General features: G+C 67.8%; 13 protein-coding genes. 5 read left to right on the forward strand and 8 right to left on the reverse strand.

Annotated features, from left to right (window positions below):
* Positions 1 to 234 precede the first annotated feature (234 nt).
* Positions 235 to 1470, forward strand: coding sequence for a helix-turn-helix transcriptional regulator (locus QJS31_RS02195; protein ID WP_306355823.1), 1236 nt, complete (start codon positions 235 to 237; stop codon positions 1468 to 1470).
* Positions 1471 to 1601: 131 nt separating this feature from the next.
* Here QJS31_RS02195 and QJS31_RS02200 read toward each other — a convergent pair whose 3' ends face one another.
* Positions 1602 to 1838 (reverse strand): hypothetical protein, encoded by a 237-nt coding sequence (locus tag QJS31_RS02200; RefSeq protein ID WP_306355824.1) that lies wholly within the window; start codon positions 1836 to 1838, stop codon positions 1602 to 1604.
* Between the two features lie 31 nt (positions 1839 to 1869).
* Here QJS31_RS02200 and QJS31_RS02205 point away from each other — a divergent pair, with 31 nt between their 5' ends.
* Together QJS31_RS02205 and QJS31_RS02210 are read left to right on the forward strand one after the other, a co-directional pair.
* Positions 1870 to 2124, forward strand: coding sequence for a hypothetical protein (locus tag QJS31_RS02205; protein ID WP_306355825.1), 255 nt, complete (start codon positions 1870 to 1872; stop codon positions 2122 to 2124).
* Between the two features lie 52 nt (positions 2125 to 2176).
* A complete protein-coding gene (locus tag QJS31_RS02210; protein ID WP_306355826.1) occupies positions 2177 to 2362 on the forward strand; it encodes a DUF6374 family protein in 186 nt (61 codons plus the stop codon).
* A 106-nt stretch (positions 2363 to 2468) separates the two neighbouring features.
* On the opposite strand, the gene QJS31_RS02215 is transcribed toward QJS31_RS02210, so the two are convergent.
* The 6 genes from QJS31_RS02215 to QJS31_RS02240 form a co-directional block, all read right to left on the reverse strand.
* Positions 2469 to 2783 carry a tyrosine-type recombinase/integrase gene (locus tag QJS31_RS02215; protein WP_306355907.1) on the reverse strand — a complete coding sequence of 105 codons (315 nt, stop codon included), beginning with the start codon at positions 2781 to 2783 and terminating at the stop codon, positions 2469 to 2471.
* Between the two features lie 80 nt (positions 2784 to 2863).
* The gene (locus tag QJS31_RS02220) at positions 2864 to 3490 is read right to left on the reverse strand and encodes a hypothetical protein (RefSeq protein ID WP_306355827.1); all 627 of its coding nucleotides are present in this window, start codon (positions 3488 to 3490) and stop codon (positions 2864 to 2866) included.
* A gap of 732 nt (positions 3491 to 4222) precedes the next feature.
* Entirely contained in the window at positions 4223 to 4552 is a 330-nt protein-coding gene (locus tag QJS31_RS02225; RefSeq protein ID WP_306355828.1) for a hypothetical protein, read from the reverse strand.
* Between the two features lie 481 nt (positions 4553 to 5033).
* On the reverse strand, positions 5034 to 7385 hold the full coding sequence (locus tag QJS31_RS02230; RefSeq protein ID WP_306355829.1) for a tetratricopeptide repeat protein: 2352 nt from the start codon (positions 7383 to 7385) through the stop codon (positions 5034 to 5036).
* 41 nt (positions 7386 to 7426) lie between these two features.
* Positions 7427 to 7555 (reverse strand): hypothetical protein, encoded by a 129-nt coding sequence (locus QJS31_RS02235; RefSeq protein WP_306355830.1) that lies wholly within the window; start codon positions 7553 to 7555, stop codon positions 7427 to 7429.
* A gap of 431 nt (positions 7556 to 7986) precedes the next feature.
* Positions 7987 to 8436 carry a hypothetical protein gene (locus QJS31_RS02240; RefSeq protein WP_306355831.1) on the reverse strand — a complete coding sequence of 150 codons (450 nt, stop codon included), beginning with the start codon at positions 8434 to 8436 and terminating at the stop codon, positions 7987 to 7989.
* 194 nt (positions 8437 to 8630) lie between these two features.
* Here QJS31_RS02240 and QJS31_RS02245 point away from each other — a divergent pair, with 194 nt between their 5' ends.
* Positions 8631 to 11615, forward strand: coding sequence for a hypothetical protein (locus QJS31_RS02245; RefSeq protein WP_306355832.1), 2985 nt, complete (start codon positions 8631 to 8633; stop codon positions 11613 to 11615).
* 586 nt (positions 11616 to 12201) lie between these two features.
* Here QJS31_RS02245 and QJS31_RS02250 read toward each other — a convergent pair.
* Positions 12202 to 12396, reverse strand: coding sequence for a hypothetical protein (locus tag QJS31_RS02250; RefSeq protein WP_306355833.1), 195 nt, complete (start codon positions 12394 to 12396; stop codon positions 12202 to 12204).
* Between the two features lie 298 nt (positions 12397 to 12694).
* Here QJS31_RS02250 and QJS31_RS02255 point away from each other — a divergent pair, with 298 nt between their 5' ends.
* A complete protein-coding gene (locus QJS31_RS02255; RefSeq protein ID WP_306355834.1) occupies positions 12695 to 13759 on the forward strand; it encodes a hypothetical protein in 1065 nt (354 codons plus the stop codon).
* Positions 13760 to 13773: the final 14 nt, after the last annotated feature.

A 13773-nucleotide genomic window follows, 5' to 3' on the forward strand; every position in this document is an offset into this window, starting at 1 on the left:
CATCCGAGGCGGCGAAACCGATTGGATCGGTGGCGCAATCACGATGACTGACCTCGCAGAGCGATACGTCGAACGATGACACCGCTTGCCTCCTGAATCCGGTTGCTCACGCTGGGACCTATCGGCCGCCAAAAAATGAGTGAATTCAGCTCAGCACCCACCAACCCAGCGGTGCAGGTCTACGGTGGTGACAAAGCGCGCACCTGCGATTTGTCACCACGGGAAAGATGAGAGATGACCTCGCACGCTGCACGATTGCCGAATATGCACGCGAACCGCACCGGAACCACGCTGCGGCGTATCCGCCGCGCTCGAGGCACCAGTCAACGCGAGCTTGCCGCCGCGCTGTTCTGCGATCACACCTACATCACCGCCATCGAGGCAGGCCGCCGCTGGCCGGGCAATCGCGGTTTCATCGAGGACGCTGACGTATCGCTGGACGCGGGCGGGGAACTGGTGGCGGCCTGGGACGCCGATCAGGCCGAACGCGCTCGCGCGGCAGACACGATGCGAATGCTCAACGATGCACGGCGCGCGTCCGAAGCACTGCTGGTCACCCCCGACGGGGCATCCCTCGATGACATCGGACAGCGCATCGTCGATATCGCCACCAAGGCCCGCCTCGAGTCCTACGAGGACACCTTGAACAAGGCGCTCGGGCTGCGGGCGGAGCTGACCCGCCGGCTACGGGTCGGCGCACACTCACCGAACGCCATCCGGGACCTGTATGTGGCGCTCGGGCGAGTGTGCGGTGTGCTGTCGTACCTGACCCTCGACCTCGGCCAGGCCGACCACGCGAAGGTCCACGCGGAAGCGGCGTTCCAACTCGGTGACCGCGCCGACCACAACCAGCTGCGCGCATGGGCGAGGGGCACCCAAGCTCTCGCGCTGCGGTTCACCAAGGATTTCGAGGCCGCGCGCAGCGCAGCCGAAGACGGGTTGAACTATGTCAGCCGCACGACCGGGACCACCGAACCGCGGCTGTTGTGCAGCCTGGCCGCCTCGGTCGCCAATCTGGGCGACTCGGCGCACGCACTGGAACTACTCGAGACCGCCGACCGGGTACGCGAGCACTGCCAACCCGATGAGATCCCCGGCCTGTTCACCTTCACCCCGGCGAAACAGATCTACTGCCACGGGTTTTCGCTGATGTGGGCCGATGACCCGAAAATGCTGCGCCGCTCGATCACAGCATCCGAGGACGCCCTTACCGCCTGGCAGGTACAACGGTCCCCCGGTGACGAGATGCTGACCACCATCTACCTGGCGATGGCCAACGCCCGCATCGGCGACCTGGACGCCAGCCTGGCGGCCGTCTCCCCGGTGCTCGCGCAGCCGATCGAGGCGCATTTCTCGTGGGTTCGCAAACGGCTGAATCAGCTCGATAGCCTATGGGCCGAGCACTTCCCGGACTCGAAAACCGCCGCCGAGGAACGCAAAACGCTGCGTGCCTACGTCCACGCGGCATAACCCGACCGCGCAGTGTTATGGCGGCGGGATCTATGTCACAGCAGCAGTATTCGACCGCCCGGGCCTGGTTGCTGATGCTCTCACGGGCCACCGACAACCGCCCGCCGGTTCCTCGTCCCGCGCAGCGGGGTCTAGTCGTTGCCGTACAGCGCCGCGGGACCGAACAGGACGCAGAGATTCAGATCGGCGTCAAGCTGGTCGGCGGCTTGGCGGCGGCGTACCGCGGCCACGGTGTCGCGGCCGTAGCGGTCGAACAACTCGTCTAGCAGGGCGGTCGCGGTCTGCTGATCGCCGCTGTGGTGCGCGTCCTGGAGCCGCCGTAGCTGGTCGAGTATGGCGCGCTCGTCGGCGGCCGGGATATCGCTCATGCCTCGATCCTGCCTGCCTACGCTGGATCTCATGGCCGAAGACGATGAGGTAGCGCGGCTGCGTGAGCAGATCGCAGCGAGCAAGCTCGCCGAGCTGCGCGCCGACCGCGCCGATATCCTCGCCGAACTCGACACGGCCACCGGCGATGATGTGGCGTTCCTCGAGGCGCAGCTCGAGGACGTTGACGCCGAGATCGCCGCTCACCTCGACCGGCGCGGCCACGGCCGCGCCGCGCAGCAGCGCACGCGGCCCGCGCCGCCGGATGCGCCCGGAACACTGTTCTGAACCAAACCGATAGGTTCGAACAATAGTTCGACTCGAGGTAGGCTCCCTGCCTATGCCCGAACTTGATCGCCGCGACTGGGCAGCACTGAACCTCCGGCAGGTCCGCGCCCAGCTGCTCGACGCCGCCGCCTTCGGCAAGTACCTGACCCCCGAACAGCTCGAAAACGCCGCAGGCAAAATCGGCGAGGGCCTGCGCGTATTCCTCGAGGAGACCACACCACGCTCAGATGGCCGGTAGCGTCCCTGGGGCCACGTTGCGGCGCGTGGCCTCTGGCAGACTGGCCGCGCGGGCCGTGGCGGGCGGGCCCTAGGGCCTGCTGATACAACATTGCGCAGTAGATCAGTTAGAGCCCGATGCCTTTGGTGGCGTTTTCGGCCCAACGGTCCACGATGCGCAGGTACTTGTACAGTTCGGCGCTGGTCGGGTTCCAACCGCCTTGGTCGGCAATGGTTTTCACGTCGTGTCCGGCTTTGCGGGCCTCGGTCGCCAGTCCGGCGCGCAGACTGTGGCCGGTGAGGTGGACGGGCACCTCGGCGGCCTTCGCGGCGCGGGTGACGGCCTCGCCGCATGCCCGCGGCGATAGCCGGGTGTCGCTGAGGTTGCCGTGCCGGTCGATAGGCCGGAACAGCGGACCTGTGGTGAGGCCGGCGGTCTCGATCCATGTGCGTACGGCCCGGACCGGGCAGGTTCCGGGATGGGTGCCTCGGTCTACGGCGGCCTCGCGCGCTCCGGTCTTGGCTAGCGGACGGTGACGGCCAGGCCCTCGTCATGCTCGACCACATCGCCGACATCCAGGGCAGCCAGGTTCGACCGGCGCGCGGCAATGGCGAACCCCAACAGGACGATTGCGCGGTCGCGGTGTCCGGTGAGGTTCGGCGGCAGGGCCGCGCAGATGCGCCGCAGATGCGGCACGGTCGCCGCCGACGCCTGCCCGCGCCCGCGCGGGGTGTTGGCCTCGGCCAGCTCGCGGCGGTAGTTCGTGAGTGTCTGCCGGGCGGCGCTGATGGTCTGCTTGGGCACTTCGATGCCGTAGTGCTGGCGCAACGTCATGATGACGCCGTAGAGACGGCGCTCTGCGGTGGTCGGTGCCAGCTGCTTGCGTTCGTGCCAGGCCATGAACGCCACGAACACACCCATGCTCGTCACGGTCGGCGGCACCGGCGTACCGTGCGGATCATCGTGGACCAGAGAGGAATTCAGATCCGCGAGGAACGCCAGCCAGGCCCGCCAGTCGGCGCGGTACGCCTGTTCGGTGTTCTGGATCGGGCGGGCATAGGCGGCGGCCGCCGCGTCCAGCGCGGCCAACCGATCCACTAGCACGGGGTCGGCCAGCCCGCGCGCCTGCACCGGTTCGATGTCGGTCACGGCCGGATCATAGGCGGCGGCACCGACGCAAAACGGCGGCCAGGACCACGGCCGGATCGGTATTGCGTCCGGCCGCGGCCCTTCCCTGGTTAGTCGTTGCCCTCGTTACGGTCGGCGGCTTCGTCGGCTCGGTCGGCGAACCCGCTGGTAGCGGTAGGGCTTTCGGGGTCTCGCTCGGCAGCCTCGCTGATGCGGTCGGCGGCCTCGCGGTCCATCGGTGTACTGCTTCCCTTTCCCACGGTCATCCCTTTCCGATCGCAGCGTCCGGGCACCAAACCGTTGGCGGCCGGAGTCCGGCCCGCCTGCTGTGGATATGGCTGGTTGTCGTCGGCCGCGTGGGCATAGCCTCACGCTCCGACTCCCGGCGTCGGCAAAGCCTGACGCGAGCCTGAAGCAGTCGCGGCGCGTTGTGCCGAGCCCCGCCAAAGACTGGGCCATACCACAGGGAGGAACTACTTACTGGCGTCCGGCCACGACTACGCCCTCGCCAGCTCCCGGCATATGTTGCGCAACGCATCCATGGTCGCACACAGAGCGGTATTCAGGGGATGGCTCCCCTCCTGACCTGCCGGTTGTGACCGGCGGTCGCGTCCGCGCGACCCCTGCGCTGTGGCCCTGCGGGCGGGTTGCTCGGCGGCGGGCTGGCTGACGGAATTCGACCTGGCGCGCTCCGGATTGCGGATCACCACGCCGACGGCCCGCAAGGGGACAGCCCCCGGCCCGAACTGTCGTTCATGGGTTCGTTTCACCCACGGAAACGACCTCGAGCTGGCCATCGATGATCTGAAGTACCGCTCGGGAATCGGCGTGAACGATCAGGCCGATCAAGATGTCCTGGGCGAGATCCTGGGCCCTCTCCTTCTTGCCTCGATACAAGGAAAGGGCCAAGGGATCGAGTTCGCCGTCTCCGCCGTCGAACCAACTCCCGGTGAGCAGGTTGGTTCGGACCTTGACGTCAGATTCGCCTGAGTAGGGGTTCTGCCGTTCCCCGGCGAAAACGTGGATGATCTGATCGGCGCGTACCCAGCCGCTATTGAGAGTGGCGACCCACAAATTTCCCATCGCCGCATTGTCGCCGTCAGGACCGACAACCTTGCCAGGGCTCGGCTTTCCCCTCCTGGGTCCGCGATTGTGACCGGCGTCCGCCTCCGTGCAACCCCTTCGCTCTGGCCCTGCGGGCGGGCCTGCACCGGATCGCAACCCTCGTTCGCCAGGACGGGGTCTCCGTAGAATCGGTGCGAAAAACAACATTTATAGCCCTGACCAGCAGCGACGACGCGTTCTGCTCGCTGTGAGTCGGTCTGAAGTGCTGTAAACCCTTGTCTTGCAACCAATTGCGTGCACGGACCCAGCAGGCCCGAAGGGGCCGCATGTGTCAGGCTGAAATCTATGACCCTGCCGGACGAATGCCAGAAAGCCCAGTATGGAGCCCCATTCTGACGCGCATTGGCAGTGCATCGAGCGTGGTTCTGGGGTGTACCCCAACACCACACCAATCAATGTTTCTCCTCCGTCGCTGTCCTCGGCGAGGAGACGACCGGGCTCACGAAAACCGGAACCACGCCAGCACCCGCGGATCCCCCATCGCCCTCGCCTGCCGCCACCACATCCACGCCTCCTTGACCACACCGCGGCCGTGCAGAAGATTCGCCAGCGGAAACATCGCAGCCGGGAAGTTCGCGCTGGCGGCGCGGCGGTAGCAGGTTTCGGCCTCGACGACCTCCCCCCGCTCCTCGAGCAGTACCCCGAGGTTGAACATGGCGGCGGTGTGGCCGGTCTCGGCGGCGCGCCGGTACCAGGTTTCAGCCTCGACCAACTCCCCCCGCTCCTCGCGCAGGACCCCGAGATTGTTCGTGGCGTCGGTGTGGCCGAGGTCTGCGGCCGCGCGCCACCAGGTTTCAGCCTCGACGACCTCCCCCCGCTCCCTCAGCAGGACCCCGAGATTGTTCGTGGCGTCGGTGTGGCCGGTCTCGGCGGCGCGCCGGTACCAGGTTTCAGCCTCGACCAACTCCCCCCGCTCCCTGAGCAGGAGCCCGAGATTGACCATGGCCCCGGTGTGGCCGAGGTCTGCGGCCGCGCGCCACCAGGTTTCGGCCTCGACGACCTTGCCCTGCTCCTTGAGCAGGAGCCCGAGATTGACCATGGCGTCGGTGTGGCCGAGGTCTGCGGCGCGCCGGTACCAGGTTTCAGCCTCGACCAACTCCCCCCGCTCCCTGAGCAGGAGCCCGAGATTGACCATGGCCCCGGTGTGGCCGAGGTCTGCGGCCGCGCGCCACCAGGTTTCGGCCTCGACGACCTCCCCCCGCTTCTCGAGCAGGACCCCGAGGTTGAACATGGCCCCGGTGTCGCCGAGGTCGGCGGCTTTGCGGTTGAGGCCGGCGGCGATGTCGGGGTAGCCCCGTAGGTAGGCGGTGGCGCCGACGTTGGTGAGGATCTTGTCGTCGGCGTGCTGGGTGGCGGTGTGCCAGAACGGTTCGGGGATGGGTCGTGGGGTGCGGTTGTGCTGGCCGTCGTCGGCGGCGATGAGGTAGTCGAAAGCGCGGTAGCCGCGGACGCGGTCGTCGAGCCATTGGGTGGTCAGGGCGGCGATGTGGGCGTTGTCTTCGACCGGTTTGCGGGCTTTGCGGATCGCGGCACGGAGTTTGGCGGGGTCGTAGTCAGGCCGGTTGCGCCGCAACGCGATCGCGGCCAGGTCGGCCAGGACCGGTTCGGGGATCAGGTCGCCTCGGCCGATCCGGGCCCAGTCGATCGCGGTTTCGAGCACCGCCCGCAGCGGCGGATTGCTCCGTGCGGCCCGGTCGTAGGCATCGAGCGCCGCGGGGGCACCGGCGAGGACCTCACCCAGCCCGTACCCCAGCGCCCGATAGCGGTCGAGGTCGGCGTCGGGGTAGGCGGCTTCGGCGGCGGCTTGTTCGGCCGGGTCGCCGAGGGTCGATTCCAGCTCGATCAGGGTGGCTTGGCGTAGCAGTTCACCGATGTCACCGGCGATCTCGCCCTTCTTCGCGTCGTGGAATCGGTCGTGTTCCTCGCGGCGCAGGGTCGCCACCACCGTGGTCGGTGCCGGGCGGGCCAGCAGATGCGTCAACCGCCCGGGGGTCAGCCCCGGAGTGCCGGTGAGGTAGCGGCCCAGGTCGTCGAGCCACACCACGACCGAGTCCGGACTGGTGGTGTAGGCCGGGTGCACGGGGAGCGCGTCGAGGTTCTCCCGCGCCGGCACCAGCACCCGCGCGTCGGGACAGGCGCGGGCGAGGGCTTCGAACAGGGTGCGGGTCTTACCCGCTTTCGACGGCCCGATCACCACCGTCAACCGCCGCCGAGCGACCGAGGCCGCCAACTCGGTGTCGACCCCACGCGGCACGTACGGGTCCGCGGCGCCACGCCGGCCGGTCGGGTCGTAGCGGTCACGGTCGCCGTAACGGGACTCGGTGGCCCCCAACCGATACGGATCCACCGCCGTCACCCGCGGCAGCTCTCCCGCCTCGTCGAGGGCCACCACCAGACCCGCCCACCCCGCCTCGACCGCCCCCGAACCGGCAACCGTGCCGGCCTTCCACGCCTCGAGCAGAAGCTGTTCGTCGGTAGTTTCTAGCTGTCCCAACGCTTTCCACCGCGCGTACCACAATGCGGGCTCGAAGTGGCGTTCGTCGATGCCGAGCTGTTCCCGCTCGGCCAACCACCGGCACGCGAGCACGAACTGGACCACCGTCGGCAACCGCGGCGGCTTCGCCCCCGCGGCAGCGGCATCGCGCAACACGGTCGGACTGCGCGCGTCCTCCGGACGCTTCTCGACCAGGATCCCCGTCATCACCCGGTAGCTCGGATTCCCCACCAGGGCACGCAACTGCGACAGTTCGGCCGCCAAGCGGGCGCGAGGTTCGCGATCACGAGAACTCATCGCTACCATCCTGCGTCACCAGCCCACCCCTACGGGGGCGTTCACGACGCTCCCATCCACAACAACAACGCCGCCGCCGCGGTGAGCACCGCCACGCACACCACGAATCGCCACAACGCCGGCCACTCCTTCATGGCCTCACGCACCGTCTTGCCGAGTTCGCTCCACATCACCGGTCTCCGTCCCGTACTCGTTCCGAATGGATCGAAAACCACTCCAGCACAGGAGAAACCGAAGATCAGCGACCCGATCAACTACGATGAAGAACGCGCGGAAACGATCGGAAACGATGCGAGACCATCACGATTCGTGAAGCTGAGGTCTCCTCGGCACGCGATCTCACTCGCTTCCCGATGGTATTCACTCTCCCCTCCCCTGGCGCGAGTGAATACGACTTCGAACCTCAGTGAAACCAACTTCGAACATCGACATTTGGAGCCCATCCTGACGCGCTTTGGCAATGCGTCGGGCCCGGACAACTCTTGGCGACATCTGTGCAGGCACGATCGACCACGGCCGTGCCCGCGGGGGGGTGGTCTGTACCGACGCGATGTCCCTGGTCGTGGCGTCCGGGTCGCAGGAGCAGGAGCACAGGGGACAGTCAGGATCGCTGGAGTCTACGGCGCGCGGCACGGGCTGCCCGCTGTGCGGCACGGTGGACCGCTGTGCCGGTGCGGCGCAGGAAGGCGATGGCCTTGCCGATCACGATCGCGGTGACCGGGTTGGCTGCGGTGGCGAGGACGCCGGAGACGATGCGCACCACGGTGGCGATGTCGCCGAAGCCGAGGACGTCCAGGATCTGCGCGGTGATCCCGCCGAGGAACCCGAGCCCGGTGACCAACTGGGCGATGAGTTCGCGGCGGCGGGAGATGGCCGCGGCCACACCGGCGGCGCGGCCGGCGAAACGGTGCCCGCGCCGGTTCTCGGTGGTGGGCGCGGTGTCCGGTGCGGGCGCGGTGGGTGCGGGGTCCGGGGCGGCGACAGCCACCGCTTCGCGGGCGTCGGTCGTGGGGGCCGTCTGTTCGAGCGGGGTCCTCGTCGGGGGTGTCATGGCTTGCTCCTTCTCTGGGTTGCGGGTGTTGAAATCCACTGCAACACAGGAGAATTTGCAGGTCACGGCCGTTGTGGAACATTGTGGCAGGTTGTGGAAGCTCGAGCAGGATTGAGCGTCCTCGAGCTCGTCACCGCGGAGGGGGATGCCGTAACCGGTCTCGGGACGGCCGCGGTTGGGCGATGATGGTTTCCGTGGCCAGCGACACCGCCCGCGGCGGGACCGGGGGGAACAACGAGCGGCTTGCCCGCGAACTCGAAGCGCTGCGGCACAGCGTGGGTGCTGATGTCAACGAGGTGGCCAAGCTGTCGGCCGGGGACCTGACCGTCAACACGGTACGCAATATCGAGGCGGGCAAGAACGCCTACGAGAGGTCGGTGGAGGGCTACGTCCGCGCCTGCGAGCGCGCCGCCCGGGAGAAGAACGTCGAGACCGTCCAACACCAATTCAATATCGGGTACTGGTTGCAGCTGCGTAAGTACGGCGATGCGACACCCGCGTTCGCGGACTGGGTCGCCGAGCAGACGGCCACCGCGCGGCCGGCCGGGAGCGGCCGCGCCGCGCGGCCGCCCGGGGTGGGGTGGCCGTTGGAGCAGGTCAGTGACCCGTTCGGGGGTGGGGTCGATGTGCATCGGTCCATCACCGTGGACGCCGCCCGGGAGACGAGCCCGCTGACCCCGTACGTTCGGCGCGCGCACGACGAGGTGCTGGCGGAGTTGGTGGAGGCCGCCCGGGGTGGTCGCAGTGGGATGGCGGTGTTGGTGGCGGGTTCTTCGGCGGGCAAGACGCGCGCGTTGTGGGAGGCGCTGGCTCGCCTGCGGGAGGACGGGGGGTGGCGGTGGTGGCATCCCGAGGAATCCGCGACGCCGGAGGCGGTGCGGGCCTTCGAGGCGGTGACACCGCGGACGGTGGTGTGGCTCAACGAGTCCCAGAACTACCTCACCGACACCGTGTCCGGTGACCCACAGCAGTTGGCGCGGCGGCTGCGGGATCTGCTCGCGGACACCTCACGGGCCCCGGTGCTGGTGTTGGGCACGCTGTGGGACGAGCACTACACCGCGCTGCGGCGTGATCACACCCGGCCGGCGGCGAAGCTGGTCGAGGCCGCCAAGATCTTGGTGCCCGACAGCTTCGACGGCGCGGACCTGGCGGCGATGCGGGCGGCCGCGGCCGAGGATCCCCGGTTGCGGGAAGCGGTCGAGCACGCCGTCGACGGGCAGATCACCCAGTATCTGGCGGGTGGGCCGGAGTTGATCGCCCGCTACGAGCACGGGACGGCGGCGATGCGGGCGGTGATCGAGGTGGCGATGGACGCGGTGCGCCTGGGCCACCGCAACCGGTTGCCGTTCCTGCTGTTGCACGACGCCGCGCCCTACTACATGTCCGACAAGGCATGGAATGCCTGCGCGGACAACTGGTTCGAGCAGGCACTCGCCGAGCTCGGGGAGCCCTGCAAAGGCGCGCAGGGACCGATCACCGCGCTCGTCGACCGACCCGACCCGTCACACGGCGGCCGACCCCGCCCCGGAGTCGATAGCGGCCGACCGAGTGCGGACAGGCTGTATTACCTGACCGACTACCTCGCCCAATACGGCCCCCGCCTGCGCCGCGACATCGTCCCGCCGATCGGGTTCTGGGAAGCCGCCACCGCTTATGCCCATCCCGACGACCACCGCACCCTCGCCGACGCCGCCTGGGGGCGTGGCCTGTATCGCAACGCTGCCCGCCTCTGGAAATCCGCTGTCACCCACGGCCACACCGCCGCAGCACACAGACTCGTTACCCGCCTCCGCACAGTGCTTCCCGAGGACTGGCGTCCCGCGACATGGGCGGCCGCCCATGTCGCCCTCGACGATCCGGGCGGGCTGGGCATGCTGCTGATGGCATTGCGGGAGGTGGATGCGGTCGATCAGGTGGAGGTGCTGCTTGCTCGTGATCCGGCCGCCCATGTCGCCCTCGACGATCCGTTCGGGGTGAGCACAGTGCTGATGGCATTGCGGGAGGTGGGGGCCGACGGTCAGGCGGCGGTGCTGGCCGCGCGGGCGGCCGCCGAGATCGCCCCCGACGATCTGAGCCGGGTGGGCATGCTGCTGAGGGAGCTGCGAGCGGTGAGCGCCGACGGGCAGATGGCCACGCGGGCGGCCGCCGAGGTTGCCCTCGACGATCCGTTCGGGGTGGGCACGCTGCTGAGGGCGTTGCAGGAGGTGGACGCGGACACCGAGGTGGAGGTGCTGCTTGCTCGTGATCCGGCCGCCCATGTCGCCCTCGACGATCCGTTCGGGGTGAGCACAGTGCTGATGGCATTGCGGGAACTGGGTCTGATGGCATCGCAGAATCTGAGTGCGGACGAGCAGGTGGCGGTGTTGCTTGCTCGTGATCCGGCCGCCGAGGTCGCCGTGGACGATCCGGGCGGGCTGGGCATGCTGCTGATGGCATTGCGGGAGGTGGGTGCCGACGGTCAGGTGGCGGTGCTGGCCGCGCGGGCGGCTGCCGAGGTCGCCTTGGAGGATCTGGGCGGGGTGGGCATGCTGCTGATGAAGTTGCGGGAGGTGGGTGCCGACGGTCAGGTGGCGGTGCTGGCCGCGCGGGCGGCTGCCGAGGTCGCCCTCGACGATCCACACAGGGTGGGTTGGCTGCTGATGGAGTTGCGGGAGGTGGGCGCGGTCGAGCAGGTGGCGGTGTTGCTTGCTCGTGATCCGGCCGCCGAGGTCGCCGTGGACGATCCGGGCGGGCTGGGCATGCTGCTGATGGAGTTGCGGGCGTTGGATGCGGTCGATCAGGTGGAGGTGCTACTTGCTCGTGATCCGGCCACCCGGGTCGCCTTGGAGGATCCGCACAGGGTGGGTTGGCTGCTGAGGGAGTTGCGGGCGGTGGGCGCGGACGGTCAGGTAGCGGTGTTGCTTGCGCGTGATCCGGCCACCGAGGTCACTCTGGAAGGTTCGTCTGGAGTGGACATGCTGCTGGAGGAGATGCGGGCGGTGGGTGCCCACGATCAGGCGGACCGGCTCATCGACCGACTATCGACAGGTGGCCGGTTCGAATCGTTCCTGCGGGAACGCCCGGAGCACGCCGAGCGGTTCCGCTTCGGTCGGGAACCTGACGGCGCACCCACCGCACCCTGGTCCTGGGACGACCTGGAGACGTCACAGTCCTGGGACGACCTGGAGACGTCACAGTGACGGTTCTCGCCTGATCGACGGGCCGTGGTGGATCTACCCGCGGGTGTCCCATCGCCCCGAACTGCCGGACCTGCGACTCTCGGCGTGCTACCCCGGATAACTGCCCTTATCCGGGGTAGGGCAACAGGAATCCGGTGTGACCGGGCTGCGCGGCGGTGAATTGGCGCGGGTGCGAGTCGTCCTGTTGCGAGGCCGCACGAGAATGTCAGTGGTGTGAGCTGGGCAAACGTCATTGGGTGTCAGTTCGGGCTGCATGAAAATGTCAGTAGAGTGCAACTTCCCGACGTAATGACAGTTCTCTGACCTGCGGTTTTCCCGCAATATGTCAGTAGCTTTTTCCGCATGATGTCAGTAACAGATGCCGTGATCTCAATGCGCTGAACTGGGCGTTCGCGCCTGGGCGCGGACACCGGCGACGGCGCGCTGCCGTTCCTGCCAGGTGGGCCGTGCCCGCGCCGCTGCATGAGCCTTACTGCTTCAGCTAGCCCACCCCCGCGAGCCCTTCGGAACGAGCGGTGTCGATTAGCGAAACCGCGGCACTGTCGCGGGTCTCCCCGAAAGTTCTCCGGGGAGACCGCGCCGTCGGCTACGCGAGCAGCCGGTGGGCCGCCGTAGCGACGGCGCATGCCGCCATGATCGCCGGGATCGGGCCCGCCACGAGGAACGCACTGGTCGCGGCCAGGGCCGACCAGGTGCCGATCAACGCCCAGCGGACGGGCAGTCGCTGGGGCGCACCACCCTCAGGCTCGCGGACAGGCGTGCGCCGAGTTACCTTGTTCAATGATTCTGCTTTCTCTCAACGGATGGAAACCGGGAACCTCGCGGCCTTCGGGGGTGGAGCCCCGAAGGCCGCTCCCGGTCTCGTTCGGGATCGAACTCCACCGCAGGCACTGTCGCTCGAATCGAGCTTCTGACCTGCGGCTTGAAACCTTTGTACCGACTTCCGCAGGGTCTGTATACTGGGAGGTGGCGACGTCTTGACCCGCCAGAAAGACCCCTGGTCCCCGTCGAAGGCGAAGCCGTTTTCTGGCGGGTCAAGACGTTCAGATCAAGAATCCGGATCAGTTTGAGAATTTCTGGTGATTAGCTTGACGATAGTTCGGTTCGACTTCAGCCGCCTGCCCACCGAGCGTGAACGCAAGGCGCTGACCATCCGGCGAGACCGTTTGACCGCCGCGCAGAAGACGCGCACGGTCGCGATAGCCAACCTGGGCAAGCTCGCCGCCGAGCGCGAGCTGACCGCCGTACGAGTACGCGACGGGTTCGTCCGGCTCCCCGCCCCCCTGGTCGACGACACCTCCGATCGGTCCGCGCCAGCCCTCGAACATCGGCCGACCTCGACGCGGCTGATGACGCCGAACGGCATCGGCCTGCGGCTGATGCTCATCGCCTTGTTCGAAGCCCAGTCGCGTACCGCGCCCGGCACCCGCGCCGACGGCACCCCGATTCCGCTGCACGCCCCCGCCGGCAGCGGACGCATCGGCTGGACGACCCTGCTGTCGAGCTCCGCCCAGCCAGCCGGTGACGGCAAATACCGCATGAGCGTCGTCGACAAACAGATGCGGCAGTTGCAGACCACCTTCACCAAGCTCGAACGCGAGGGACTGATCGAACCCGCCGATCCGAAACGCCGGGGCCGCGGCCGATACGAAGGATTCTTCCTCCGCTACGAGAACATCCGCTCCGGCGAAACCGGCGACCGCTATCGCGTCCCCGACAGCGAAGACCCGTACTTCGATATCCCGGTCTCGCTGTTCGCCAACGGCTGGATCCATGTCCTCGAGGACAGCGAGTTGGCACTCTTACTGATCACCATCCGCATGCACCACCGCCACGGCGCCGAACCCCAGAAACTGGCCGCGGGTACACGCCTGCTGCACTACGGGCTGAGTCGCGACGCTACCGAATCGCACCTCATGCTCACCCGGCTGGGCCTGATCGAATCCCATGGAGACCCGGCACGGACGGACCACGGGAAGGTCACCGACTACAAGAACATCGGTGCACAACCACACGAGTTCCTGTTCCTCCCCGCCGGCCTCGATCGCGACGCCAGCACGACGACACTCGAGGAAATCCAGTTTCAGCTGGACCGGGAGACAAAAGGGTCCGCGAGATCCATCGCGGACGCGGAGACCACGTAGATCTCCAAGCCCTA

Source organism: Nocardia sp. CC213A (genome assembly GCF_030766805.1).
GTDB lineage: Bacteria > Actinomycetota > Actinomycetes > Mycobacteriales > Mycobacteriaceae > Nocardia > Nocardia otitidiscaviarum.

What these genes read in the sequence shown, in the direction of transcription:
- QJS31_RS02200 (WP_306355824.1), bottom strand. Translation starts at nt 1,838, where the DNA reads ATGAGCGATATCCCGGCCGCCGACGAGCGCGCCATACTCGACCAGCTA.
- QJS31_RS02210 (WP_306355826.1), top strand. Translation starts at nt 2,177, where the DNA reads ATGCCCGAACTTGATCGCCGCGACTGGGCAGCACTGAACCTCCGGCAG.
- QJS31_RS02195 (WP_306355823.1), top strand. Translation starts at nt 235, where the DNA reads ATGACCTCGCACGCTGCACGATTGCCGAATATGCACGCGAACCGCACC.
- QJS31_RS02225 (WP_306355828.1), bottom strand. Translation starts at nt 4,552, where the DNA reads ATGGGAAATTTGTGGGTCGCCACTCTCAATAGCGGCTGGGTACGCGCC.
- QJS31_RS02240 (WP_306355831.1), bottom strand. Translation starts at nt 8,436, where the DNA reads ATGACACCCCCGACGAGGACCCCGCTCGAACAGACGGCCCCCACGACC.
- QJS31_RS02235 (WP_306355830.1), bottom strand. Translation starts at nt 7,555, where the DNA reads ATGTGGAGCGAACTCGGCAAGACGGTGCGTGAGGCCATGAAGGAGTGG.
- QJS31_RS02205 (WP_306355825.1), top strand. Translation starts at nt 1,870, where the DNA reads ATGGCCGAAGACGATGAGGTAGCGCGGCTGCGTGAGCAGATCGCAGCG.
- QJS31_RS02230 (WP_306355829.1), bottom strand. Translation starts at nt 7,385, where the DNA reads ATGAGTTCTCGTGATCGCGAACCTCGCGCCCGCTTGGCGGCCGAACTG.